Annotated in this window: 20 protein-coding genes and 1 pseudogene; 16 read left to right on the top strand and 5 right to left on the bottom strand. The window is 62.5% G+C overall.

Translation table 11 applies throughout. The features are described 5' to 3' along the window. Position 1 precedes the first annotated feature (1 nt). Positions 2–781 (top strand): ABC transporter permease, encoded by a 780-nt coding sequence (locus tag J3P88_RS08935; RefSeq protein WP_434576390.1) that lies wholly within the window; start codon positions 2–4, stop codon positions 779–781. A 169-nt stretch (positions 782–950) separates the two neighbouring features. Here J3P88_RS08935 and J3P88_RS08940 read toward each other — a convergent pair whose 3' ends face one another. Beyond that, positions 951–1,466, bottom strand: a complete 516-nt coding sequence (locus J3P88_RS08940; RefSeq protein WP_046063671.1) for a DUF2062 domain-containing protein — start codon at positions 1,464–1,466, stop codon at positions 951–953. Positions 1,467–1,611: 145 nt separating this feature from the next. Between J3P88_RS08940 and J3P88_RS08945 the strand changes: the two genes are divergently transcribed. From J3P88_RS08945 to murB, 8 genes are all read left to right on the top strand, one after another. After that, positions 1,612–3,858 (top strand): DNA internalization-related competence protein ComEC/Rec2, encoded by a 2,247-nt coding sequence (locus tag J3P88_RS08945; protein ID WP_434574745.1) that lies wholly within the window; start codon positions 1,612–1,614, stop codon positions 3,856–3,858. 95 nt (positions 3,859–3,953) lie between these two features. After that, on the top strand, positions 3,954–4,589 hold the full coding sequence (locus J3P88_RS08950) for a MotA/TolQ/ExbB proton channel family protein (protein WP_434574747.1): 636 nt from the start codon (positions 3,954–3,956) through the stop codon (positions 4,587–4,589). Further along, entirely contained in the window at positions 4,586–5,014 is a 429-nt protein-coding gene (locus J3P88_RS08955; RefSeq protein WP_207964794.1) for a biopolymer transporter ExbD, read from the top strand. Before J3P88_RS08950 ends, J3P88_RS08955 begins: the two co-directional genes overlap by 4 nt. Further along, complete coding sequence (lpxK, locus tag J3P88_RS08960) at positions 5,014–6,024, top strand: tetraacyldisaccharide 4'-kinase (RefSeq protein WP_434574749.1); 1,011 nt, start codon at positions 5,014–5,016, stop codon at positions 6,022–6,024. The genes J3P88_RS08955 and lpxK overlap by 1 nt, the downstream gene beginning before the upstream one ends. Before the next feature lie 23 nt (positions 6,025–6,047). Next, positions 6,048–6,233, top strand: coding sequence for a Trm112 family protein (locus tag J3P88_RS08965; protein ID WP_003179363.1), 186 nt, complete (start codon positions 6,048–6,050; stop codon positions 6,231–6,233). After that, entirely contained in the window at positions 6,230–6,994 is a 765-nt protein-coding gene (gene kdsB, locus J3P88_RS08970; protein WP_434574750.1) for a 3-deoxy-manno-octulosonate cytidylyltransferase, read from the top strand. The genes J3P88_RS08965 and kdsB overlap by 4 nt, the downstream gene beginning before the upstream one ends. Continuing rightward, positions 6,994–7,458, top strand: coding sequence for a low molecular weight protein-tyrosine-phosphatase (locus tag J3P88_RS08975; RefSeq protein ID WP_186707183.1), 465 nt, complete (start codon positions 6,994–6,996; stop codon positions 7,456–7,458). The genes kdsB and J3P88_RS08975 overlap by 1 nt, the downstream gene beginning before the upstream one ends. Further along, a complete protein-coding gene (gene murB / locus J3P88_RS08980) occupies positions 7,455–8,474 on the top strand; it encodes a UDP-N-acetylmuramate dehydrogenase (RefSeq protein WP_434574752.1) in 1,020 nt (339 codons plus the stop codon). The genes J3P88_RS08975 and murB overlap by 4 nt, the downstream gene beginning before the upstream one ends. An 86-nt stretch (positions 8,475–8,560) precedes the next feature. Here murB and J3P88_RS08985 read toward each other — a convergent pair whose 3' ends face one another. Both J3P88_RS08985 and J3P88_RS08990 read right to left on the bottom strand, forming a co-directional pair. Beyond that, complete coding sequence (locus J3P88_RS08985) at positions 8,561–9,814, bottom strand: SEL1-like repeat protein (RefSeq protein WP_434574754.1); 1,254 nt, start codon at positions 9,812–9,814, stop codon at positions 8,561–8,563. Continuing rightward, positions 9,814–11,633, bottom strand: a pseudogene (locus J3P88_RS08990) (phospholipase D-like domain-containing protein). The gene J3P88_RS08985 and the pseudogene J3P88_RS08990 overlap by 1 nt, the downstream one beginning before the upstream one ends. 605 nt (positions 11,634–12,238) lie before the next feature. On the opposite strand from J3P88_RS08990, the gene J3P88_RS08995 reads away from it, so the two are divergent. From J3P88_RS08995 to J3P88_RS09010, 4 genes are read left to right on the top strand one after another with little or no spacing between them, the layout of a single operon-like run. Then, positions 12,239–12,709, top strand: coding sequence for a (2Fe-2S)-binding protein (locus tag J3P88_RS08995; protein ID WP_053123841.1), 471 nt, complete (start codon positions 12,239–12,241; stop codon positions 12,707–12,709). Beyond that, positions 12,706–15,021 carry a molybdopterin cofactor-binding domain-containing protein gene (locus J3P88_RS09000; RefSeq protein ID WP_434574756.1) on the top strand — a complete coding sequence of 772 codons (2,316 nt, stop codon included), beginning with the start codon at positions 12,706–12,708 and terminating at the stop codon, positions 15,019–15,021. Before J3P88_RS08995 ends, J3P88_RS09000 begins: the two co-directional genes overlap by 4 nt. After that, positions 15,021–15,992: an XdhC family protein gene (locus tag J3P88_RS09005; RefSeq protein WP_434574758.1), complete on the top strand. Its 972-nt coding sequence runs from the start codon at positions 15,021–15,023 to the stop codon at positions 15,990–15,992. Before J3P88_RS09000 ends, J3P88_RS09005 begins: the two co-directional genes overlap by 1 nt. A 20-nt stretch (positions 15,993–16,012) precedes the next feature. Continuing rightward, positions 16,013–16,603, top strand: a complete 591-nt coding sequence (locus J3P88_RS09010; protein ID WP_434574760.1) for a nucleotidyltransferase family protein — start codon at positions 16,013–16,015, stop codon at positions 16,601–16,603. A gap of 1,191 nt (positions 16,604–17,794) precedes the next feature. Here the strand turns inward: J3P88_RS09010 and rne are convergent. After that, positions 17,795–20,986, bottom strand: a complete 3,192-nt coding sequence (rne, locus tag J3P88_RS09015; protein WP_434574762.1) for a ribonuclease E — start codon at positions 20,984–20,986, stop codon at positions 17,795–17,797. A 699-nt stretch (positions 20,987–21,685) separates the two neighbouring features. On the opposite strand from rne, the gene rluC reads away from it, so the two are divergent. The 3 genes from rluC to J3P88_RS09030 are packed head-to-tail and all read left to right on the top strand — an operon-like array spanning position 21,686 to position 24,304. Continuing rightward, the gene (gene rluC / locus J3P88_RS09020) at positions 21,686–22,642 is read left to right on the top strand and encodes a 23S rRNA pseudouridine(955/2504/2580) synthase RluC (RefSeq protein ID WP_434574764.1); all 957 of its coding nucleotides are present in this window, start codon (positions 21,686–21,688) and stop codon (positions 22,640–22,642) included. Continuing rightward, on the top strand, positions 22,632–23,294 hold the full coding sequence (locus J3P88_RS09025) for an HAD-IA family hydrolase (protein WP_186707189.1): 663 nt from the start codon (positions 22,632–22,634) through the stop codon (positions 23,292–23,294). Before rluC ends, J3P88_RS09025 begins: the two co-directional genes overlap by 11 nt. Before the next feature lie 20 nt (positions 23,295–23,314). Then, positions 23,315–24,304 carry a S49 family peptidase gene (locus tag J3P88_RS09030; RefSeq protein WP_186707190.1) on the top strand — a complete coding sequence of 330 codons (990 nt, stop codon included), beginning with the start codon at positions 23,315–23,317 and terminating at the stop codon, positions 24,302–24,304. Positions 24,305–24,450: 146 nt separating this feature from the next. Here J3P88_RS09030 and J3P88_RS09035 read toward each other — a convergent pair whose 3' ends face one another. Next, positions 24,451–25,029, bottom strand: a complete 579-nt coding sequence (locus J3P88_RS09035; protein WP_250962544.1) for a Maf family protein — start codon at positions 25,027–25,029, stop codon at positions 24,451–24,453. Positions 25,030–25,113: the final 84 nt, after the last annotated feature.

The following is a 25,113-nucleotide window of genomic DNA, read 5'->3' on the forward strand; positions in this document are numbered from 1 at the left end:
CATGAGTTCCGAACTGCGCCCCAACCTCATCGCCCTCAATACCATCGTCTACCGTGAAGTCCGCCGCTTCATGCGGATCTGGCCACAGACGCTGCTGCCGCCAGCCATCACCATGGTCCTGTACTTCGTGATCTTTGGTAACCTGATCGGCCGGCAGATCGGCGACATGGGTGGCTTCACGTACATGGACTACATCGTGCCGGGGCTGATCATGATGTCAGTGATCACCAACTCCTACGGCAACGTGGTGTCGAGTTTCTTCGGCAGCAAGTTCCAGCGCTCGATCGAAGAGCTGATGGTGTCGCCGGTGTCGCCCCATACGATCCTCGTTGGCTACACCTTGGGCGGCGTGCTGCGCGGCCTGGCGGTGGGCCTGATCGTGACGCTGCTGTCGTTGTTCTTCACCGATCTGCAGGTGCATCACTTGGGGGTGACGGTCTTGGTGGTGGTGCTCACGGCCACGATCTTTTCGCTGCTGGGTTTCATCAATGCCGTGTTTGCGCGCAACTTCGATGACATCTCCATCATCCCGACGTTCGTGCTCACGCCGCTGACCTACCTGGGCGGGGTGTTCTACTCGATCTCCCTGCTGCCGCCGTTCTGGCAGACCGTGTCCCTGGCCAACCCGGTGCTGCACATGGTCAACGCCTTTCGCTACGGCATCCTCGGTGTGTCGGACATCAAGATCAGCATCGCCATCACCTTCATGCTGGTGGCGACCGTGGGGCTCTACATCGGCTGCGCGCGGTTGCTGGTCAGCGGGCGCGGGATGCGGACCTGAGAAGTCCGCGTCGCCTTCTTCGCGAGCAAGCCCGCTCCCACATTCGATATTCAGTGAACGCAAGATTGGCGTTTGGCATGGATCAGTGTGGGAGCGGGCTTGCTCGCGAAGAGGCCAGCAAGAACACCACAAAAAAAGGCCTCCATTCCCAAGAGGCCTTTTTTGCATCTCACATCCGGCTTTTCTTGCGCCGCCGCCACTGCCGCGCCACCCACCAGCGCCAATAACTCATGGTGACGAAGTAGGCCAGGGCGCCGAGCACCAGGCCGGTCACCACCGAGCCCAGCAGGAACGGTTGCCACAAGGTGGACAACTGGCCACTGATCCATTCCCAGGTCAGTTCTTCGGGCAGCGTCCGGGCGGGTACGTCCATCAACCAGGCGCCGGTCTGGTAGGTGCAGAAAAACACCGCCGGCATGGTGATCGGGTTGGTCAGCCACACCAGGCTCACCGCAATCGGCATATTGCCGCGCACCGTAACGGCCAGCGCCGCGGCCAGCAACATCTGCAACGGGATCGGCAGGAACGCGGCGAACAGGCCAACGGCCATCGCTCGGGCCACTGAGTGCCGATTGAGGTGCCAAAGGTTGGGATCGTGCAGCAGGGTGCCGAGAAAACGTAAGGACTTATGTTCCCGAATGCTCTCTGGGTCTGGCATGTAACGTTTGAATAGGCGCCGGGGCATAAGGCTTCTCGGTCGGTTCAACGCAATTAAAGCCGCAAGTATGTCTGGATTCTACGGCTGGCAGATTCAGACTTTGTGACAATTGATAACGCCAGCGGTGCCGCGAACCGTCTATGCCTGAAGAGGGCACTCTCAAGGACGGGTTATGCGCACAGGATTAGTCGCGCTTGCATTGGGGCTGGTGGCCCCGATTTTTTTACCGGCACTGCCGCCGTTGTGGCTGGTTGCAGCCATGCCGCTGCTGGCGTTGATGGTGTTGCCGTTTCGAACCTACCCGCTGGGTTTTTTCCTGTTCGGGCTGGCCTGGGCCTGCCTGTCGGCGCAGTGGGCGCTGGACGATCGGTTACCCGCTACCCTGGACGGAGAAACCCGCTGGGTCGAAGGGCGCGTCGTCGGTTTGCCGCAACAGGGCGACGGCGTGGTGCGCTTCGAACTGGCCGATGTCCAATCACGTCGTACCCGCTTACCGAAAACGCTGCGCCTCGCCTGGTTTGGTGGCCCGTCCGTCAACAGCGGCGAACGCTGGCGATTGGCCGTGAAGCTCAAGCGACCCGCCGGGTTGCTGAACCCGCACGGCTTCGATTATGCCGCCTGGTTGTTGAGCCGGGGTATCGGCGCGACCGGGACGATCAAGCAAGGGCATCTCCTGCAAGCGGCCCGGGGCGCCTGGCGTGACGAGGTGCGCCAGGCGCTGGCACAGGTCGATGCCTACGGCCGCTCCGGTGCGCTGGCGGCATTGGTCCTGGGCGACGGTGGCGGGCTGAGTCGCGAGGATTGGCAGGTTTTGCAGGACACCGGCACCGTTCATTTGTTGGTGATTTCCGGGCAACACATCGGCCTGCTTGCCGGCCTGGTGTACCTGCTGGTGGCCGGCGCGGCACGTTATGGCCTTTGGCCGACGAGGCTCGCGTGGTTGCCTTGGGCCTGTGCGCTGGCCTTTTGCGCCGCCCTGGGCTACGGCTTGCTCGCCGGGTTCGAGGTGCCGGTGCGACGGGCCTGCGCGATGATCGGCCTGGTGTTGTTGTGGCGCTTGCGCTTCAAGCAGCCTGATCCCTGGTGGGCCTGGCTGCTGGCCTTCGCCGGGGTGCTGGTGTTCGACCCGCTCGCCAGCCTGCGGCCGGGATTTTGGTTGTCGTTCGCGGCCGTCGCCATCTTGATGTTCACCTTTGGTGCTCGCCTGGGGCCCTGGCGCTGGTGGCAAACCTGGACCCGAGCCCAGTGGCTGGTTGCGCTCGGCCTGTGTCCGCTGCTGTTGATCGTGGGCTTGCCGGTCAGCCTCAGCGGACCGCTGGTGAACCTGTTCGCGGTGCCGTGGATCAGCCTGCTGGTCTTGCCACCGGCGCTGCTCGGCACGGCGTTGTTGCCAGTGCCGCTCATCGGCGAAGGGCTGCTGTGGGTCGCAGGCGGTTTACTCGATCTGCTGTTCAGGGGGCTGGCGTTGGTGGCTGGGCGATTGCCCGCCTGGGTGCCGGTTGCGGTCCCGTCCTGGGCCTTGGGTATCGCCGCCCTGGGGGCTTTTTTGCTGCTATTGCCCAAAGGGGTGCCGCTGCGCTTGCTGGGGTGGCCGATGGTCTTGCTGATGGTGTTCCCGCCGCGAGAGAACCTGCCGCCAGGGCACGCCGAGGTCTGGCAACTGGACGTCGGTCAAGGACTGGCGGTGCTGGTACGCACCCGGCATCACACCTTGCTTTACGACGCCGGGCCGCGTTTTGGCGAGGCCGATGTGGGCGAACGTGTCGTGCTGCCGACCTTGCGTAAACTCGGCGTGCATGGCTTGGACCTGATGCTTCTCAGCCATGCCGATGCCGATCACGCCGGCGGCGCCCGCGCCGTGCGCAAGGGACTGCCGACGATGGAAGTGATCAGTGGCGATCCCGACGCTCTGCCTGAGCAATTGCAGGCCGGGCCTTGCGACAGCGGCAGGCGTTGGGAGTGGGATGGCGTCGGGTTCGAATTGTGGCGGTGGGCCTCTGCCGTCGAAAGCAACCAGAAGTCCTGCGTCTTGCTGGTAGAGGCCGGCGGCGAACGCCTGCTGCTGACCGGCGATATCGACACCCCTGCCGAGCGCGCCCTGCTCGACGAAGCCTTGGCACTGCCGATCCAGTGGCTGGCCGCGCCTCATCACGGCAGCCGCAGCTCGTCGTCGATGGCCTTGCTGTCGCGCCTCAAGCCGCATTCGGTGCTGATCTCCCGAGGGCAGGGCAACGCGTTCGGTCATCCCCATCCCCAAGTGATGGCCCGGTACCGCCGCTCGGGCCTGGCGATTTACGACAGCGCCGAGCAGGGTGCCATTCGTCTGCAACTGGGCGCGTTCGAGTTGCCGCGCACCGAGGCCGGGCACCGACGCTACTGGCGCGATCCGCCCGCCGTCGGGCCACCGCGGCAACATTGATCCAGGGCAATCGGCGGATGCGCTTATCGGCGGGACGGGTCTGCAAGGCGAGTCTGTGTGATAAAGTGGCGCACTTTTTCGAGGGGGCAGTCACTGTGTGGGAATTGGTCAAATCCGGCGGCTGGATGATGTTGCCGATCATTCTGAGTTCCATCGCGGCACTGGGTATCGTTGCCGAACGCCTGTGGACCCTGCGGGCCAGCCGCGTGACCCCGGAGCATCTGCTCGGGCAGGTCTGGGTCTGGATCAAGGACAAGCAGCTGAACACGGACAAGCTCAAGGAGCTGCGGGCCAGTTCGCCGCTGGGGGAAGTCCTCGCGGCTGGCCTGGCGAACTCCAAGCATGGTCGCGAGATCATGAAGGAGTGCATCGAGGAGGCCGCTGCCCGGGTCATCCATGAACTGGAGCGCTACATCAATACCCTGGGCACCATCGCCGCCATGTCCCCGCTGCTGGGCCTGCTGGGTACGGTGCTGGGCATGATCGACATCTTCAGCGCATTTACCGGTTCCGGCATGACCACCAACGCCGCCGTACTGGCAGGGGGTATTTCCAAGGCCCTGATCACTACCGCCGCTGGCCTGATGGTCGGTATTCCGGCGGTGTTCTTCCATCGATTCCTGCAACGCCGCGTCGACGAGTTGGTGGTGGGCATGGAGCAGGAAGCCATCAAGCTGGTCGAGGTGGTGCAGGGTGATCGTGACGTGGACCTGGCTGGGGGCAAGAAGTGAAATTCCGCCGCAAGCCCCGGGAAAACATCGAGATCAACCTCGCGTCGCTGATCGACGTGGTGTTCATCCTGCTGCTGTTTTTCGTCGTGACCACCACGTTCACCCGGGAAACCCAGCTCAAGGTTGAGTTGCCGGAAGCCGTCAGCGGCTCGCCGGCCGAAGACCAGCAACTCAAGAACCTGGAAGTCACTATCAGCGCCGAAGGGGCGTTTTCGGTGAACAACCAATTGCTGCCCAAGAGCGACCTGGCGAGCCTGATCGAGGCCTTGCAGAAAGAGTCTGGCGGCGACACCAACCTGCCGCTGTCCATCAGCGCCGACGGCAAGACCCCTCATCAATCGGTGATCACCGCCATGGACGCGGCCGGCAAGCTCGGTTTCAGCCATCTGCGCATGACCACGGTCGAGGCGGCTCCGGCACCCTGATGGCCATGTCCGATCGATTGCTTGCCGCGTGGTATGACGGCCACCCGGCCCTGACCTTGCTGCGCCCACTGGAATGGTTGTACCGGCGGGTGGTGGTGGGCAAGCGCGAGCGTTTCCTGGCGGGTGAGGGCCAGATCTACCAGCCGCCCGTGCCGTTGGTGGTGGTCGGCAATATCACGGTCGGTGGCACCGGCAAGACGCCGTTGATCCTGTGGCTGATCCAGCACTGCCAGCGCAGTGGCCTGCGGGTCGGGGTGGTCAGCCGGGGCTATGGTGCCAAGCCGCCGCAACTGCCGTGGCGGGTCGCGGCCGAGCAGGGCGCCGATGTCGCGGGGGACGAGCCGTTGTTGATCGTCCAGCGCACGGGCGTGCCGCTGATGATCGACCCCGATCGCAGTCGCGCGGTCCAGGCGCTGCTGGAGAGCGAACCGCTGGACCTGATCCTGTCCGACGATGGCATGCAGCATTATCGGTTGGCCCGGGACCTTGAGCTGGTGCTGATCGACAGCGCCCGCGGCCTCGGCAACCGACGTTGCCTGCCCGCCGGGCCATTGCGCGAGCCGGTGGAGCGCCTGCAATCGGTCGACGCCGTGCTGTACAACGGTGCCAGTGCCGACCGCGAAGACGGCTTCGCCTTCCAACTGCGTCCCACCGAATTGGTGAACCTGGCCAGCGGCGAGCGCCGTCCCCTCGACCATTTTCCATCCGGCCAGGCCTTGCACGCCGTGGCCGGCATCGGCAATCCCCAGCGTTTCTTCAAGACCCTCGAAACGCTACACTGGCGGCCCATACCGCACGGGTTTGCCGACCATGCCGAATACAGCGCCCAGGCCTTGAATTTCACGCCATCCCTGCCGGTGGTCATGACGGAAAAAGACGCGGTCAAATGCCGTGCCTTCGCCGCGCCCGACTGGTGGTACCTGGCGGTGGACGCCGCGCCGTCGCCGGCCTTTGCGGCCTGGTTCGATACGCAGTTGATGCGCCTGTTGCCGGATCGGCTCTTGCCTTAACACCTTTTACCCAGGGGAATTCCATGGACACCAAACTGCTCGATATTCTGGCCTGCCCAGTCTGCAAAGGCCCGCTCAAGCTCAGCGCCGACAAGACCGAACTGATCAGCAAGGGCGCCGGCCTGGCTTACCCGATTCGCGACGGCATCCCGGTGATGCTCGAAAGCGAAGCCCGTACCCTGACCACCGACGAGCGCCTGGATAAATGACTACCGCCTTTACCGTTGTCATTCCGTCGCGCTTTGCCTCGACGCGCCTGCCCGGCAAGCCGCTGCTGTCGATTGCCGGCAAGCCGATGATCCAGCATGTCTGGGAACAAGCCTGCAAGAGCAACGCCCAGCGCGTCGTGGTGGCGACTGACGATGCGCGCATCGTCGAGGCCTGCAAAGGCTTTGGCGCCGAGGTCGTACTGACGCGCGAAGACCATAATTCCGGCACCGATCGCCTGGCGGAAGTCGCGGCGAAGCTTGGACTGGCCGCCGACGCGATCGTCGTCAATGTGCAAGGTGACGAGCCGTTGATCCCGCCGAGCGTGATCGATCAGGTCGCCGCCAACCTCGCGGCCCACACCGAAGCGCGCATGGCCACCCTGGCCGAGCCGATCGAGGATGTGCAGACCTTGTTCAACCCCAACGTGGTCAAGGTGGTCAGCGACCTCAATGGCCTGGCGTTGACCTTCAGCCGCGCGACGTTGCCCTGGGCGCGGGATGCCTTCGCCCAAGACCGCGACGTGCTGCCAGAAGGCGTGCCGTACCGCCGTCACATCGGCATCTACGCCTACCGCGCCGGTTTCCTCCAGGACTTCGTCACCTGGGGCCCGTGCTGGCTGGAAAACACTGAAGCGCTGGAACAACTGCGGGCCTTGTGGCATGGCGTGCGGATCCATATCGCCGATGCGTTGATCGCCCCGCCGACCGGTGTCGACACCGCCGAAGACCTCGAGCGCGTTCGTCGCCTGCTGGAGGCTTGATGCGGGTCCTGTTCGTCTGCCTCGGCAATATCTGCCGCTCGCCCACCGCCGAAGGCATCTTGCGCCACAAGTTGCGCGAGGCCGGGCTGGCCGGGCAGGTGGAAGTCGCTTCCGCCGGCACCGGTGACTGGCACGTCGGCAAGGCCCCGGACAAGCGCAGCCAGGCCGCGGCCCTGCGGCGTGGCTACGACTTGTCGGCCCAGCGCGCGCAACAAGTGACGCGCGCCGACTTTGCCGCCTACGACCTGATCCTGGCGATGGACAGCAGTAACTTGCGCAATCTCCAGGCCCTGCAACCGGCGAAGGGCAGGGCCGAGCTGGATCTGTTCCTGCGGCGCTACGAAGCCGAACTCGACGATGTGCCGGACCCGTATTACGACGGCGAGCAGGGTTTCGAGCAGGTGCTGGACTTGATCGAACGCGCCACGGATCGCCTGGTGATCGAATTGAAGGGGCGGTTATGACCTTGCAGGTGCGGGCGGGCGTCAGCCTCAAGCCCTTCAACAGTTTTGGCGTGGACGTCAGTGCCCGCTTGTTCGCCGAAGCCCACAGCGACGCCGATGTACGCCAGGCGCTGGCCTACGCCAGCGAACATGGCGTGCCGTTGCTGATGATCGGCGGCGGCAGCAACCTGCTGCTGACCGGCGACATCGATGCCTTGGTGGTGCGCATGGCCAGCCAGGGGATCCGCCTGGTCAGCGATGACGGCGAGCGGGTGGTGGTCGAGGCCGAAGCCGGGGAACCCTGGCATCCCTTCGTCCAGCACACGCTGGCACAAGGCTGGTCGGGCCTGGAAAACCTCAGCCTGATTCCCGGTACCGTGGGCGCGGCACCGATGCAAAACATCGGCGCCTACGGTGTGGAGATCAAGGATGTCTTTGCCGGCCTCACCGCGCTGGATCGTCAGACCGGCGAACTGCACGAGTTCACCCTCGAAGAATGCCGTTTCGCCTACCGCGACAGCCTGTTCAAGCAACAGGCCGGGCGCTGGCTGATCCTGCGGGTGCGCTTCGCCCTCAGTCGCGCTGCGCACTTGCACCTGGAGTACGGTCCCGTCCGCCAGCGATTGACCGAGCAGGGCATCGATCAGCCGACGCCCACGGATGTGAGCCGGGCCATTTGCAGCATCCGCAGCGAAAAACTCCCCGACCCGGCCGTGCTGGGCAATGCCGGCAGTTTCTTCAAGAACCCGCTGGTGCCGGCCACGCACGTGACGCATCTCAAGCAGCAATACCCCGACCTGGTGGCTTATCCACAGCCTGGCGGGCAAATGAAAATCGCTGCTGGCTGGCTGATCGAACGGGCCGGCTGGAAGGGCTTTCGCGAGGGCGATGCCGGGGTGCATAAGTTGCAGGCGCTGGTGTTGGTCAATTACGGCAACGCTACCGGCCCGCAATTGTTGGACCTGGCCCTGCGCATCCAGAAAGACATTGCCGAACGTTTTCAGGTTGAGTTGGAGATGGAGCCTAATTGGTATTGATGGGCTGATTGTTAGCGGTGGCAGATCGATCAGCACCTTATGGATCGGGGGCGGGAATAACTGGGCGCATTCCCGCGCTTGATAGCTCATCCGTAAAATATCCAATCCACCTTTTCTGGGCCGACCGTCACCCGGTCAGGGAGCAGGAAACGGTACTCGCGATGACGCACGTTCAGCGTCGGCAGGGTCTGGCCTTCTTCGAAGCGGCGGATGACGGCATACCCGGCGGCGATCCAGTACCCGGTTTGCGTACAGGCCTGGCCGCTTTGGCAGGTTGTCGAGGGTTGCTCGGCCCTGATGAAGGCGGGTGAATCGGGCGTGGGTTTGCCGGTGGCGGGCTCGAGACCCTTGGCCTTGGCCAATTCGCGGATCAGCGCCTCGCTGGGTTTTTGCGGTGGGACATTGGCCAGGCGGGCTTCGAGCCATTGGAGCTTGCCGTCCCACTCGGGCAGTTCGGCGGGTGGCAGGGGGAGGATGTCGTGGATTTCGGGGACGGTGGGGTTGGCGTAGGAGTAGTTGCCCAGCACTTTGCCTATTTGCTTATAGCGCTCGACGCGTTCAAGGTCTTGTTGCAGGTCGAGGTAGTGCGACCGATTCTCTGGCCGTGGCCCACGAAAGCTTTGTTCCAATACGTAAGCAGAGGTTTCATCACCAGCAGCTACGCCTAGTTGGAATGCTTCAACTGCCTCCTGATATAGATCTGAGTTTTTTAAGTCGATGCCCAAAGCCAGAGCTGCTTCGCCACTACCTTGTTCAGCAGCACAGCGGCGCATCTGTCGCGCTACGTCTGGAGCAATTTTTATCGGTGCCAACTTATCGCCAACAGAATACTGAGCCTGAGCGTTGCCTTGATCAGCCGCTTTACGGAAGTAACGCAACGACATCTCGGGGTCCTGATGCAGACCCGCCGAGCCTTGTTGCAGGAAAATCCCGACGAAGTAGTAACCCGTTGCCACGCCTGCTTCGATCAATTGTTGGCTCATACGCAAGTGCTGGGCGCCACTGAGCTCGAAACGACCGCGCATGGCGCCATTCTGTAGGTTGATATTGGCTTTGAAATGGCCGTTCTCGGCGGCGATGCGGTAAAGCCGTTCTATCTCGATATCAACGGTTTCGTCCTGCTTGAGCTGGTTGTTCTTTTGCAACCAACGGGCGTATTGAAATAACACCTCACTTTCAGCGGACGGTGCAGGGATCGTTTCGTGTTGGCAGGTAAAGGCCAGCTTGGCCTTGATCTCGGTTAAAGGCTTCACGGAAGGGTCCTTCTTTGGAAAATTAAAAGCGCCACCGGTGCCGCAGGCAACCAGCAACAGGCAGGACAGCAGCAGGATCCAACGCATCAGTCGAGGTCCTTCAAGATGGCTTTGTCGTAGTAGAATTCAACTAGCGAAGTGTCGGGCGACCATTCCTTGGTTTGACGGTCTTTGTTCTCTTTAATGATGTTCTCCCAAGCCTTAAACGCCTCCTCCGCATCATCCTGCGATCCCTTCTTTTTCGTATGCAGATCCCACAACCGCCGCCGCAACGCCTGGGTCACGCTCATCCACTCATGGGCAATGTTCAGCTCGCTGTCCACCTGCATGCTGCGGGTGTTGATGTTGGCCGAACCATGAGTGGTGAACACGTCGTTGATGATCATCAACTTGGAGTGGATATACACCGGCATCCAGGGTTCGCCCGCCGGTGAGTCGGGGGCGACCAGGGAGCATATGTGCACCTTCAAGCCGGGTATTTCCTCGGGCACAACGGTGCTGTCGAGGATTTTTTGTTTCTTGCGTTCGAGATCGGCCTTCCATTGGGCCTGTTCCAGTTGGCCGATACGGTCGTTCGGGTCGGCGCGGGGCATGGGCGGGGCATGGGCGGGGCGTCCTGTTGCATTTTTTGAATGCGCCGCAGTTTGGTAACGCCTGGGATGGTGTTGGCGCGCCCGAGGCTTTCGAGCATGCGTTGGGTGTTCACGGTGCCGGCGCCGATGCCATCGTCGGTGGCGTTGGTGACCACGAACAGATGCAGCGCACCGTGCAGGCCGGGATCGCGCCCGGCCTGGGTCTGGGTGGCGGCGACCGACTTGATGAATTCGGCCAGCGGTGGCCAGCGGAAATACTGGTTTTCGATGTAGATGAACTGCGTCGCGTTGTTGACGGCTTGCATGTAGAGCCGCTCGATATCGCGTTTGCCCTCCTGCGGTTGAGTGCGCAGGATCTGAGCGATTTGCGGCAGACCGAGGGTGTGCAGTTGCGGCCCCACCTTCATGGATTGGCGCGAGGCGAGCAGGTCTTCGCCGGTTTCCTTGCGCCAGGCAACGGCGAAGTTGTGGTGCAGGTGTTCCAGGATCGGCCCGCTGACCTGGCTGGAAATGTCCTGGCGTGGCGTATCGCCGCGCGGGCCACGGTTGGGGGCGGGTTTGGTGCTGTCGGAACGACTCAGTGCCGAGTGCCGGTCGGTGTCCCAGTATTCATCGAGCATGTTGTGGCCCATGACGAAGCCGACCGCGCGGTCCGGTAGTTCGAAATCGACCAACACACTTTTCTGGTGGTGGGTGGCCGTCCACCTCAGCGTTTGGCGCATCTTGGTACTGATTTCGCTGTCCAGGCTCGCGTACTTCACCCAGTGGGCGATCTCGCTCCTTTCATCCAGGTTGAAACCGCGACTGACAAACACCGGAAGTCCTCCACTGGCGGTACGTTGCGCGGCCTCGTGATCGGCGACCGCAGAGGTCGCAAACCACTGGCGATCGAAGGCGTACTGCTCTTCGGTGGCGCGCTGCATCACTCGGTCCATGAGGCGGATCGAGCCTTTGCCGGGCAAGTTGGCTTCACCGGCAAAACCGGCGGTATTGAATGGCATCTCCCACCCCAACAGCCGCACCTCGACGCCTTCCCGCGCCTTGGCCATCAACAGTTCGCCAATGCTCGGCGCGTTGCCGTCCCGGATGAAATACATCGACGGCTGAAACCCCCAGCAAATGATGTCGATGCTCTTTTTGGCCTGGGCAATGGCCTGGTGCACGGCGCTGAAAGTTTCCTCGCCATTGACCAGCGGTTGATAGCCGGCCGCCACGGGATGGTATTCCGTGTGTTGGACGTACCACGGCGGGGTGCAAACGGCTTCCTCGGTGTGCCGTAGGCAAATGGGTACGACGATATCTGGCAGAATCATAGGTTGGTTTCTTCCTTGTTATGGTCTGGACCGCCCATCTGGACGGCGTACAGCGCGCGGTGGTCCGTGTGCGCAGAGGGTGCGTTGACTTCGGTCTTGGCAAGTCAAGGCTGGCCAGATTGGCCTGCTCGGTATTGCACTCGCGATGCATTGGGTTGCCTTACCAAGGACCGCTAGATCGGATCAATATAAAGGGGGAACTCCAAGTCAGGCCTGTACGTATCGCCCGTTTTTAAGCGTTTCAGAAGCGTCCTATGGGGAATCACCGCAACGTCCTAGGAAATGGCCCACATAAGGGCGGTCTATGGAGATAGAAGGGTAAATATTGGCTGTGGTTGTTTTGCTCCAGATTGAAGCTGACCCGAATTCAAAAAAACGCCCTGCACACGATCATTTGTGCAGGATTGTGCAGGGCGTTTTGCTTGATCCTGGGTTAATTTAGCCTCCTAACGATGCGACCATCGCATCCAAAAGGCCCGATGCAGACGCCTGCGTGCGCTTGCATAAGAGAGCCTGATCAGCCTGAGCCAGTCTGCGCGAACCGAACCGCTAACCCAGCGGCAGATTGCTCGACCCCATAATTCGATCACTGTGCGGGCGTGCCCATGATTACCCTGAAACTCAATGGAAAAGACCATCAACTGGATGTGACCGAGGACATGCCACTGCTGTGGGCTATCCGGGATGTGGCCGGTTACAACGGCACCAAATTCGGCTGCGGCATGGGCCTGTGCGGCGCCTGCACCATCCACATCGACGGCGCCCCGGCGCGCAGCTGCATCACGCCAATCGGTTCGGTGAAAGGGCAGGCCATCAGCACCATCGACGGGCTTCACGCCGACCCGGTCGGGCAAGTCGTCCAGAAGGCCTGGCTCGATACTGCCGTGGCCCAGTGCGGTTACTGCCAGGGCGGGCAGATCATGTCCGCCACGGCGCTGCTCAAGACCAACCCCAACCCGAGCGATGAGCAGATCGAGGAAGCCATGGTTGGCAACCTCTGCCGCTGCGGCACCTACAACCGGATCAAGACCGCGATTCGCCAGGCCTCCACTCACCTGAAGGAGGCCAAGGCATGAGCCGCTTGCCCGATGATTTCGTGCTGAGCAACCTCAGCCGTCGTGGTTTCCTCAAGGGCGCGAGCGCCACCGGTGTGCTGGTGCTGGCGGCCACGTGGGGCCTGCCGGATGCCTTTGCCGAAGAGAAAAAATTCGGCGCCGAGGGCATGCCCCATGGCGCGGTCGACGATCCCAAGGTCTATGTGAGCATTGCCGCCGATGGCAGCGTGACCGTGATCTGCAACCGTTCGGAAATGGGCCAGGGCGTGCGCACCAGCCTGAGCATGGTCGTGGCCGATGAGCTGGAAGCCGACTGGGCACTCGTCAAGGTCAAGCAAGCGCCGGCCGATGAAGCGCGTTTCGGCAACCAGGATACCGACGGCTCGCGCAGCATGCGTCACTGGTACGAGCCGATGCGCCGCTGCGGGGCCGCCGCCCGGACCATGCTGGAACTGGCCGCCGCTGCGCAGTGGAACGTGCCAGTAGGCGAATGCCGTGCGCAGATGCATAAGGTGGTGCACCAGCCTTCGGGGCGCGAACTCGGCTATGGCGAGTTGGCCGCTGCCGCGAGCGCCTTGCCAGTACCTGCCCGTGACAGCCTGCGCCTCAAGCAGCCGTCCGAGTTCCGCTATATCGGCAAGGAAGCGAGCCGGGCCATCGATGGCGCGGACATCGTCAACGGTCGCGCAGTCTTCGGGGCTGACGTGAATTTCGAGGGCATGCTCTATGCCGTCATCGCGCGTCCGCCGGTCTATGGCGGCAAGGTCAAGAGCGTGGACAGCAGCGCGGCGCTGAAGGTGCCGGGCGTGGTCAAGGTGGTGTCGATTGAAGGGCGACCGCTGCCCTCGGAGTTCCAGCCGTTGGGCGGCGTGGCGGTGGTGGCGAAAAACACCTGGGCGGCGATCAAGGGTCGCGAGGCCCTGAAGATCCAGTGGGACGACGGCCCGAATGCCGGCTACGACTCCATTGCCTATCGCAAGGAGTTGGAAGCGGCGGCCCTCAAGCCTGGAAAAGTCGTGCGCAGCAGCGGCGACCTCGACGATGCGCTGGCCAAGGCTGATTCGACATTGGAGGCATCGTATTACTTACCGCACCTGTCGCAATCGCCTATGGAGCCGATGGTTGCCGTCGCTCGGTTCAAGGATGGCCAATGCGAGGCCTGGGCACCGAGCCAGGCGCCGCAGGTCACTCGTGAACGTGTCGCTGAGCGCCTGGGCATTCCTTTCGAGAAGGTCACGGTGAACATCACCTTGTTGGGCGGCGGTTTCGGACGCAAGTCGAAACCCGACTTCGTCGTCGAAGCGGCGGTGCTCGCCAAGGAAATTCCCGGCCAGGCCGTACGCGTGCAGTGGACCCGTGAGGACGATATTCATCACTCGTATTTCCACACCGTGTCGGCCGAATACTTGAAGGCTGGCTTGAACAAGGACGGCATGCCTTCCGGTTGGCTGCATCGCACCGTGGCCCCGACCATCACCGCATTGTTTGCACCGGGCATGACCCACGAGGCGCCGTTCGAAGTGGGCATGGGCGTGACCAACATGGCCTACGCCATTCCCAACCTGCGCCTGGAAAACCCCGAGGCGGTGGCCCATACCCGGGTGGGCTGGTACCGCTCGGTGTCGAACATTCCCCATGGTTTTGCGATCCAGAGCTTCATTGACGAGTTGGCCCACAAGGCCGGCCAGGATCCGCTGAAGTACCACCTCAAGCTGCTGGGCCCGGACCGCAGGATCGATCCGAATAGCCTCAATGACAGTTGGAACTACGGCGAATCCCCCGAGCGTTATCCGATCGATACGGCGCGAATCCGCACGGTGCTGGAAACCGCTGCGAAGGCTGCCGGTTGGGGGCGCGAGTTGCCCAAGGGCCGTGGGTTGGGGCTGGCGGTGCATTACAGCTTCGTCACCTACGTGGCGGCGGCGATTGAAGTCGAGGTCAAGGACGACGGCACGGTGATCGTGCACAAGGCGGACATCGCCGTGGACTGCGGTCCGCAGATCAACCCCGAACGCATCCGCTCACAGTTCGAAGGCGCCTGTGTCATGGGCCTGGGCAATGCGATGGTGGGCGAGATCAGCTTCAAGGACGGCAAGGTGCAGCAGGACAACTTCCATATGTATGAAATCGCGCGCATGTCCCTGGCGCCCAAGGACGTGGCGGTGCATCTGGTCACGCCGCCGGGCGAGGTGCCGTTGGGCGGTGTCGGCGAGCCGGGCGTGCCGCCGATTGCGCCGGCCTTGTGCAACGCGATCTTCGCCGCCACGGGCAAGCGTATCCGTAACCTGCCTGTGCGCTATCAGCTGCAAGGCTGGCAACAGGCGAAGGCCTGATGGACAGCGTCGATCTGAATGTCTTGCGCAGCGTGCTTGAATGGCGCCGCGCCGGGCAGCGGGTGGTGTTGTTCACCGTGGTCCAGACCTGGGGCACCGCGCCCAGGCCGCCGGGGGCGATGCTGGCCCTGCGTGAAGATGGCGTGGTGATTGGTTCGGTGTCGGGCGGTTGTGTCGAGGATGACCTGATCGCCCGGTTGCACGACGGTCGCATTCCGGCGGACGGTCCGGCGGTGCAACTGATCACCTATGGCGTTACTCGCGAAGAGGCGGCGCGCTTCGGCCTGCCGTGCGGTGGCACCCTGCGCCTGACCGAAGAGCGGGTGGGCGATCCACACTGGGTCGCCCAGTTGCTGGAGCGTTGCGAGGCCCATGAAATCGTTGCCCGTGAGCTGACCGTCGCCAGCGGCAACGTGGTCTTGACCCCGGCCAGCAAGACCGACGCTTTGATGTTCGATGGGCAGGTGTTGCGGGCCATTTACGGCCCGCGTTGGCGGCTGCTGCTGATCGGGGCCGGACAACTGTCGCGCTACGTGGCGGAAATGGCCCGGCTGCTGGATTTCGAGGTGCTGATCTGCGATCCGCGCAAGGAGTTCGTCTACGGTTGGGAGGAGCAGCATGGGCGCTTCGTCTCCGGCATGCCTGACGAAGCGGTGCTGAGCATCCAGACGGACGAGCGCACGGCCATTGTGGCTCTGACCCATGATCCACGTCTGGACGACATGGCGCTGCTCACGGCGCTGGACTCCAAGGCTTTTTATGTCGGCGCCCTGGGTTCGCGGGTCAACAGCCAGAAGCGCCGGGACAACCTGGCTCAGCTAGGCTTGTCAGCAGAGGCCATTGAACGCTTGCATGGACCGATTGGCTTGCACATCGGCAGTCACACCCCGGCGGAAATCGCCTTGTCGTTGCTGGCGGAAATCGTGGCCATCAAGAATGGCGTGGAGCTGCGGCAGAAAAAGCCGCTGTAAGCCATGGGCAAGGAGGACGTATGGGCGATTCGATTGGCGTGATCATCCTGGCAGCGGGAGCGGGTAGCCGTTTCCGCCGGATTGCAGGTCCCGACAAGGATAAATTGCTCGCCGATTGCACCGGGCGTGACGGCGCCGTGCGGTCGGTGATCGAGCAGGTGCTGGTGAATCTGCCGGCCTCCCTGGAAAAGCGTGTGTTGGTGACGAACAAGGACCGGCCACAAGCCATACGCATGGCCCAGGCGTATGGGTGCGATTTCCTGGAGCTGGACTCCCCCGGCCTGGGTGACAGCATCGCCGCGGGTGTCCAGGCTTGCCCTGATCTTGATGGCTGGCTGATAGTGCTGGGCGACATGCCCTTCATCTTGCCGTCGAGCATCGAGCAGGTGGCGGCAGGGATTCATGAGGATGGGATCAGCGTGCCGGTCCTGGCGGGGGAGTACGGGCATCCGGTGGGATTTGGTCGTGGGTTTGGCCCGAAATTGATGGCGTTCACTGGAGATCGTGGCGCCAAGGCATTGTTTGCCGGGGCGCAGGTAGTCGAAGTACCGGTGGACGATCCGGGCGTGACGTGGGATGTCGATGTGCCAGAGGCACTGACCTTCAAATAACAGGCGACGCAAAACCCTTTGGGAGCAAGCTCGCGAGGGCGGAGGGTCAATTTGCAGTGATGTTGGATACCACCAGGTTTCTCGGAACAGCACGGTCCTGTGGCGAGGGAGCTTGCTCCCGCTGGGTCGCGCAGCGGCCCCAAAAAAACGATGAGCGCTGCGCACTGGAGCGCCAGCCCGGTCAAGCGGGAGCAAGCTCCCTCGCCACAAAAGCTTCCCAGCCATCACGGCACAGATTGATCAACAGTAAACATTGTGGGAGCGAGCTCGCGAAAGCGGTTTGGCATTCAACATTGATGCTGGCTGAGACGACGCTATCGCGAGCAAGCTCGGCTCCCACATTGGATCTCCAATGGATATAAGCCTTGTGCCGGGCCCCGGCCTCCTGTGCGAGCGATGGCGTAGGGTCAATTTGCAGTGATGTTGGATACCACCAGGTTTCTCGGAACAGCACGGTCCTGTGGCGAGGGAGCTTGCTCCCGCTGGGTCGCGCAGCGGCCCCAAAAAGCGATGAGCGCTGCGCACTGGAGCGCCAGCCCGGTCAAGCGGGAGCAAGCTCCCTCGCCACAAAAGCTTCCCAGCCATCACGGCACAGATTGATCAACAGTAAACATTGTGGGAGCGAGCTTGCTCGCGAAAGCGGTTTGGCATTCAACATTGATGCTGGCTGAGCCGACGCTATCGCGAGCAAGCTCGGCTCCCACATTGGATCTCCAATGGATATAAGCCTTGTGCCGGGGCACGGCCCCCGTGGGAGCGAGCGATGGCGCAGGGTCAATTTGCAGTGATGTTGGATGCCACCAGGTTTCTCGGAACAGCACGGTCCTGTGGCGAGGGAGCTTGCTCCCGCTGGGTCGCGCAGCGGCCCCAAAAAAACGATGAGCGCTGCGCACTGGAGCGCCAGCCCGGTCAAGCGGGAGCAAGCTCCCTCGCCACAAAAGCTTCCCAGCCACCACGGCACAGATTGATCAACGGTAAACATTGTGGGAGCGAGCTTGCTCGCGAAAGCGGTTTGGCATTCAACATTGATGCAGGCTGAGACGACGCTATCGCGAGCAAGCTCGGCTCCCACATTGGAGCTTCGGCGGATATGAGTCTTGTGTCCGGCCCAGTTCCCCTGTGGATAAGTCTGCAGGCATAAAAAAGCCCCGCCTGGCGTTACCAGGCGGGGCTTTTTACTGGGCGGTGGAATCAGGCGTGAGGTTTAGGCTCGTGCTCTTTTTCCTGGGCTTCAGTGTGACGCGGTGCGATTTCCTCAGCGACGTGCTGAGGTTCGTCGAACGTAGGAGCTGATTCAGCCGGGGTTTCGGCGACCGGGGCAGGGGCTGCCTCGGCTACGTCTTCCACGACTGGAGCTGGCTCGGCGGCAGGCGCTTGAGCGGCGGCAGCGGCAGCTTGTTCGGCTTCCTTCTGCAGACGCTCGGCTTCACGCTTGCGACGACGCACTTCACGTGGATCGTTCGGCGCGCGGCCATTCGCGGTCAGGGCACTGGCCGGTGCAGGCTCTTCCAGCGGGGCAGGGGCTTCGGCAACCACGGGCGCTTCGACCACTGGAGCAGGCTCGACCACTTCTGGCTCGACCGCTTTCACGGGCTCTGGTGCCGGCTCAGGCTCGACAACCGGTGCCGGTGCGGCAGGCTCGGCGGTCCAGTTGAACGCCGTCTGCTCTTCGCGGACAGGCTCGGGTGCCTTTTCTTCGGCCGGTGCTTCGACGACCGGTTCGGCAGCCACCACTGGCGTCTCGACGACCGGTGCAGGCTCGGCGGCGACTTCAGCGTCAGGCTGGGCTTCAGGTGCCGGAGCGAGTTCCACTTCTGGCGAAGCGGTGGCTTCTACCGGGGTGGTGGCTTCGACCGCAGGCGCTTCAACCGGCGCGCTTTCCACCGCAGCGGTGGCACGTTCAGCTTGTTCGTGCGCCTGGGCTTCGGCCGGAGCGCTGATCGCGCTGCTGGCAACGGCCGCAGTCACGGCCAGGCCGGCGGCCAGATCCGCAGCGCTTGGCGCTTCGGCGTTTTCGCTGGACTCGGACTCTTCCGAACCTTCGATCACATTGCCGTTGGCGTCGCGTTGACGCTCACGACGGTTGCTGCGACGACGCTGGCCACGGGAGCGGCGGCGTGGACGATCACCTTCGGCGGTGTCCTGGCCGTCTTCCTGCAACTGCTCTTCGGCGTTCAGCACTTCTTCTTCGCTGGCAGCGGCGGCTGCCTGTTCAGCGCGAGGCTGGCGCTCCTCACGTGGCGGACGCGGCGCGCGTTCTTCACGAGGCGGGCGAGCCGGACGCTCTTCAGCAGTGGCAACAGCCACGGCCGGGGCGGCATCCAGTGGCTCGCGCAGTTCGCGAACACGCTCTTCACGCTCGCCACGTGGCTTGCGATCTTCACGCGGTGCGCGCGGCTGGCGTTCTTCACGCGGCGGACGCGGTGCGCGTTCTTCGCGGGCTACGACTGGCGCTTCCTCACGGGCCTCGCGCGGCTGGCGCTCTTCACGCGGCTCACGCGGCGCGCGTTCTTCACGCGGTGCACGTTCTTCGCGAGGCTTGCGCTCTTCGTCGCGACGGCCGTTGCGGTTGCGGGTTTGCTGGCGACCGTTGCGGCGTTCTTCGTTGCGGGCCGGACGCTCGGTAGCGGCGGGCTTGGCGACGACGGCCGGGGCAGCTGGCTCTTCCTTGGTTGCAAACAGGCTGACCAGCGACTTCACCAGGCCTTTGAACAGGCTCGGCTCCGGGGCTGCGGCCGGGGCGGCAACCGGGGCAACCACTTCGGTAGGAACCGGAGCGTTGGCGCGGGCCGGTGCGGTCTTGACCGCGGCTTCCTGGCGAACCAGGGTGCGAGTGGCGGCGGCCGGCTGGACTTCTTCCACTTCGGCAGCGGCAGCAGCGATTTCGTAGCTGGACTGGTTGGTGTGGGCTTCCGGGCTGTCATCGCGCAGGCGCTGCACTTCGAAGTGCGGCGTCTCGAGGTGATCGTTCGGCAGGATGACGATACGGGCGCGGGTGCGCAGTTCGATCTTGGTGATCGAGTTGCGTTTTTCGTTGAGCAGGAACGCGGCCACCGGGATCGGCACTTGGGCGCGAACTTCGGCGGTGCGGTCCTTCAGGGCTTCTTCTTCGATCAGGCGCAGGATCGCCAGGGACAGCGACTCGACGTCACGGATGATGCCGGTGCCGTTGCAACGCGGGCAAACGATGCCGCTGCTTTCGCCCAAGGATGGACGCAGGCGCTGGCGGGACATTTCCAGCAGGCCGAAGCGCGAGATACGACCGACCTGGACGCGGGCGCGGTCGGCTTCCAGGCATTCACGGACTTTTTCTTCCACGGCGCGCTGGTTCTTGGCCGGGGTCATGTCGATGAAGTCGATGACAATCAGGCCGCCAATGTCGCGCAGGCGCAACTGACGGGCGATTTCCTCGGCTGCTTCAAGGTTGGTCTGCAGGGCGGTTTCTTCGATGTCGCTGCCTTTGGTGGCGCGCGCCGAGTTGATGTCGATGGACACCAGGGCTTCGGTCGGGTCGATGACGATGGAGCCGCCGGACGGCAGTTCGACGACGCGCTGGAAGGCGGTCTCGATCTGGCTTTCGATCTGGAAACGGTTGAACAGCGGAACGCTGTCTTCGTAGAGCTTGATCTTGCTGGCGTACTGCGGCATCACCTGGCGAATGAAGGTCAGGGCTTCGTCCTGGGCTTCGACGCTGTCGATCAGCACTTCGCCGATGTCCTGGCGCAGGTAATCGCGGATGGCGCGGATGATCACGTTGCTTTCCTGGTAGATCAGGAACGGCGCGGAACGATCCAGCGAGGCTTCTTTGATGGCGGTCCACAGTTGCAGCAGGTAATCGAGGTCCCACTGCATTTCTTCGCTGCTGCGACCCAGGCCTGCAGTGCGCACGATCAGGCCCATGTCGGCCGGTGCGACCAAGCCATTGAGGGCTTCACGCAGTTCGTTGCGCTCTTCGCCTTCGATGCGACGGGAGATGCCGCCGGCACGCGGGTTGTTCGGCATCAGGACCAGGTAACGGCCGGCGAGGCTGATGAAGGTGGTCAGGGCCGCGCCCTTGTTGCCACGTTCTTCTTTTTCGACCTGGACGATGACTTCCTGGCCTTCGCTCAGGACGTCCTTGATGTTGACGCGGCCTTCAGGGGCCTTCTTGAAATATTCGCGGGAGATTTCTTTGAGGGGCAGGAAGCCGTGGCGCTCGGAGCCGAAATCGACAAAGGCAGCCTCAAGGCTTGGTTCGATACGAGTAATCCGGCCTTTATAGATGTTGGCCTTCTTCTGCTCGCGTGCACCGGATTCGATATCCAGGTCGTAGAGGCGCTGGCCGTCTACCAGTGCAACACGCAACTCTTCGGGTTGAGTTGCGTTAATCAGCATTCTTTTCATGTAGTACCGTCGGTTTCCGGGCTGCCGGAAACGGCGTTCGGCACACACGACTTCTCACGGTCGGTGTCAGGTGCGTCCTGGAGGTGGCAAGGCCATTCCAGTGTCCAGCGAGTTCGGCCCAATGATGGCGAAGTCGCGACGGACGCGTCCTGCTTGCTGGTACTCAAGCACTCAGTCAGGAGGAGGAATCAACCGGCGTCTGTGGACGAGATGAAGCGTCTAAATATAAGCCTAGTGCTACACAGTCCGACGGTTGTACGTCTCCACCCTACACGTATCCCTGATAATTCGGGTGCTGCCGCGCGCAGAATCCGCAGCGGGTTGGCATTTACCGTGAGCTCCGGAAGGGGAGGTCACGCATCATGGCTAATTTAGGCGTTGTTTCCGAAGCTCTCGCTCGGGGTCGTTCGCAGCTGACTGCACTTTGTGAACTGGCCGTGAATGTGGCGCGCAAGGCGAGTCAAAACTCTGCTTTGCGGCGTATCTCAGGCCTCATGTCACCTGCGCTCGTTACACCTGAAAACTCTACCGTTACGTAGCGAAAGCCCCGTAGGACGGCCTCTCGTCCTCGTGAATTGCGTTGGTCAGGGCCGGTTTTTGACCGCTGGTCCACTGTCCAGCCACTTTTGGCGGCGTTCGCGACTATAGCAGCAATGATTAAGTGCTTCAATTCCATAAAAAATTGTTATGATCGCCGCCATGACAACTACTGCCCCTTCGACCCCTGGCGTTCAACTGCTCGAGGTCTCGCCGGAATATGCCGGCCAACGAATCGATAATTTCCTGCTGGCCCGGCTCAAAGGCGTGCCCAAGACCTTGATCTACCGCATTTTGCGTAAAGGCGAAGTGCGGGTGAACAAAGGTCGGATCAAGCCTGAATACAAGCTCCAGGCCGGCGACATCGTGCGCGTGCCCCCGGTTCGCGTGCCCGAGCGCGATGAGCCGGTACCCCTGGCCCAGGGATTATTGCAACGCCTTGAAGCCTCGATCGTCTATGAAGACAAGGCCCTGATCGTGATCAACAAGCCCGCGGGCATTGCGGTCCACGGCGGCAGCGGCCTAAATTTCGGCGTGATCGAAGCCTTTCGTCAGTTGCGTCCGGACGCCAAGGAACTGGAGCTGGTCCATCGCCTCGACCGCGACACCTCCGGCCTGCTGATGATTGCCAAGAAACGCAGCATGTTGCGCCACCTGCACGAGCAATTGCGCGGCGATGGTGTCGACAAGCGCTACATGGCGCTGGTGCGGGGGCGCTGGGAGACCTCCATCAAGCAGGTCCGTGCGCCGCTGCTCAAGAGCAACCTGCGTTCCGGCGAGCGCATGGTGGAAGTCAACGAGGGGGGCAAGGAGGCGCTGACGGTGTTCAAGGTATTGCGCCGTTTCGACGACTTCGCCACCTTGGTCGAGGCCAAGCCGGTGACTGGGCGTACGCACCAGATCCGCGTCCATACCCTGCATGCCGGCCACTGCATTGCCGGTGACAGCAAATACGGCGACGACGATTTCACCAAGGAAATCCGCGACCTGGGCGGCAAGCGCCTGTTTCTCCATGCCTATATGCTCACCGTGCCGCTGCCCGATGGTGGCGAGCTGAAGTTGCAGGCCCCGGTGGATGACATGTGGGCCAAGACCGTGGAGCGGTTGAGTGCATCCTGACTACAAATTGCTGATCTTCGATTGGGACGGCACTCTGGCGAACTCTGTTGGTCGGATTGTCGAAGCGATGCATGTCGCATCGGATCGTTCGGGTTTGGCCCGGTGCGACGATTTTGCAGTGAAGGGCATCATCGGCCTGGGATTGCCGGAAGCGATTCGCAGCTTGTACCCGGATATCGATGACGATGCGCTGGTGGTTTTTCGCCAGCACTATGCCGATCACTACATCGCGCTGGAGGCTGAGCCTTCGCCGTTGTTCGAGGGGGTGGTTCATACCCTTGAAACCTTGAAAGGCGAGGGTTATCGCTTGGCGGTCGCGACCGGCAAGGCTCGTCGGGGGTTGGATCGGGTATTGAAGGCCCATGGGTGGGATGATTATTTCGACATCACTCGTGCCGCCGATGAGACGGCCAGCAAACCGCATCCGTTGATGCTCGAACAGATACTGGCCCATTGCGGTGTGGAGCCTGCGCAAGCGTTGATGGTGGGGGATTCCTCGTTCGACCTGCAGATGGCGCGTAACGCCGGCATGGGTTCGGTGGCTGTCAGCTATGGTGCGCAGTCCATCGAGGCGCTCAAGGCGTTCGAGCCGCGACTGGCGATCGACCATTTTCCTGAATTGCACGCCTGGCTGAGCCGGCGCGCTGATTAAAGTCTGTTGAGGATGCATGTATGACCGATGAATGGAAGGCACCGGCCAAAGCGAGCGCTGACAACGGTGACGAAAAAAGCTGGAAGCTGTTGGAGAAGACCCTGCTGGCCGGGGTGGAAGAGCAGCGTCGTGCGCGCCGGTGGGGGATCTTCTTCAAGTGCCTGGTCTTTATCTATCTGTTTTTCGGCTTGGCGCTGATCTACCAGGCGGTTGACGGGAAAACGAGTCCGGGAGGTGGTGCAGCCTATACGGCGGTCATCGATATTGAAGGCATGATCGCCGACAAGGAAGCGGCCAGCGCGGACAACATCATCGGTAGCCTGCGAGCTGCGTTCGAAGACTCGAAAGTCAAAGGGGTGGTGCTGCGCATCAATAGCCCGGGCGGCAGTCCGGTACAGGCCGGCTACGTCTATGACGAAATCGTTCGTTTGCGTGCGGCGCACCCGGACATCAAGCTCTACGCGGTGATTGCCGATCTCGGCGCCTCCGGTGCTTATTACATCGCCAGTGCCGCGGACCAGATCTATGCCGACAAGGCCAGCCTGGTGGGTTCCATTGGCGTGACGGCGGCCGGTTATGGCTTCGTCGAGACGCTGGGCAAGCTTGGGGTGGAGCGTCGGGTCTATACCGCGGGCGAGCACAAATCCTTCCTGGATCCGTTCCAGCCGCAAAAGCCTGAGGAGACGGCGTTCTGGCAGGGCGTGCTCGACACCACCCATAAACAGTTCATCGCCAGCGTCAAGAAAGGGCGGGGCGAGCGCCTGAAAGACAAAGAGCATCCAGAGTTGTTCTCCGGGCTGGTCTGGTCGGGCGAGCAGGCTTTGCCGCTGGGCTTGATCGATGGCCTGGGCAGCGCCAGTTCCGTGGCTCGGGATGTGATTGGTGAGAAAGAGTTGGTGGATTTCACCGTCGAAGAGTCCCCGATCGACCGCTTCTCGAAGAAGTTGGGTGCCAGTGTCGCCCAGCACCTGGCGATGTGGATGGGGTTCCAGGGGCCTGCGTTGCGCTGATTGCCTTGAAGTTTTCGCTACAGGGGAAGGTTGACACTACCCCTGTGGCGAGGGAGCTTGCTCCCGCTGGGCTGCGAAGCGGCCCCAGATTTTGCGGTCGCTGCGCAACCGAACGGGAGCAAGCTCCCTCGCCACGGATTTTAGCGTTAGGGAACCTGCACGCCCTCGGCCAGCAACATATCCACAAGACGAATCAACGGCAGCCCGATCAGGCTGGTGGCGTCCGGCCCTTCGGTGCTCTGGAACAGGCTTACGCCAAGCCCCTCGGCCTTGAAGCTGCCGGCGCAGTCGTAGGGTTGTTCAGTGCGCAGGTATCGTTCGACGCGCCCAGGATCCAGGGTGCGCATGTTGACGGTAAACGGAACGCAATCGACCTGGCAGGCGCCGGTCTGGCTGTTGAGCAGTGCGAGGCCGGTCAGGAACGTGACCCTGGTGCCGCTGGCGGCCAGCAGTTGCTCGCGAGCATTGTCGAAGGTGTGGGGTTTGCCCAGGATGCGCTCGCCGAGCACGGCGACCTGGTCTGAACCGATGATCAGGTGTGCCGGATGGCTGTCGGCCAGCGCCAGGGCTTTTTCCCGGGCCAGGCGCTTGACCAGCTCGACGGCGGGCTCGCCGGGGCGATGGCTTTCGTCGATATCGGGTGAGCTGCAGACGAACGGCAGTCCCAGGCGGGCAAGCAATTCCCGGCGATAGACCGAGCTCGAGGCAAGTAATAAAGGCAGCATGGACGTCTCCAGGAGGCAGGGGTGAATTCTAGCGAGGCACGCAAGTGACGGACAGGGCTGAATTTCCTTTGACATGGCTGGGGG

The organism is Pseudomonas sp. Z3-6 (assembly GCF_051131985.1).
In the GTDB taxonomy this organism is placed as follows: domain Bacteria; phylum Pseudomonadota; class Gammaproteobacteria; order Pseudomonadales; family Pseudomonadaceae; genus Aquipseudomonas; species Aquipseudomonas zanjanensis.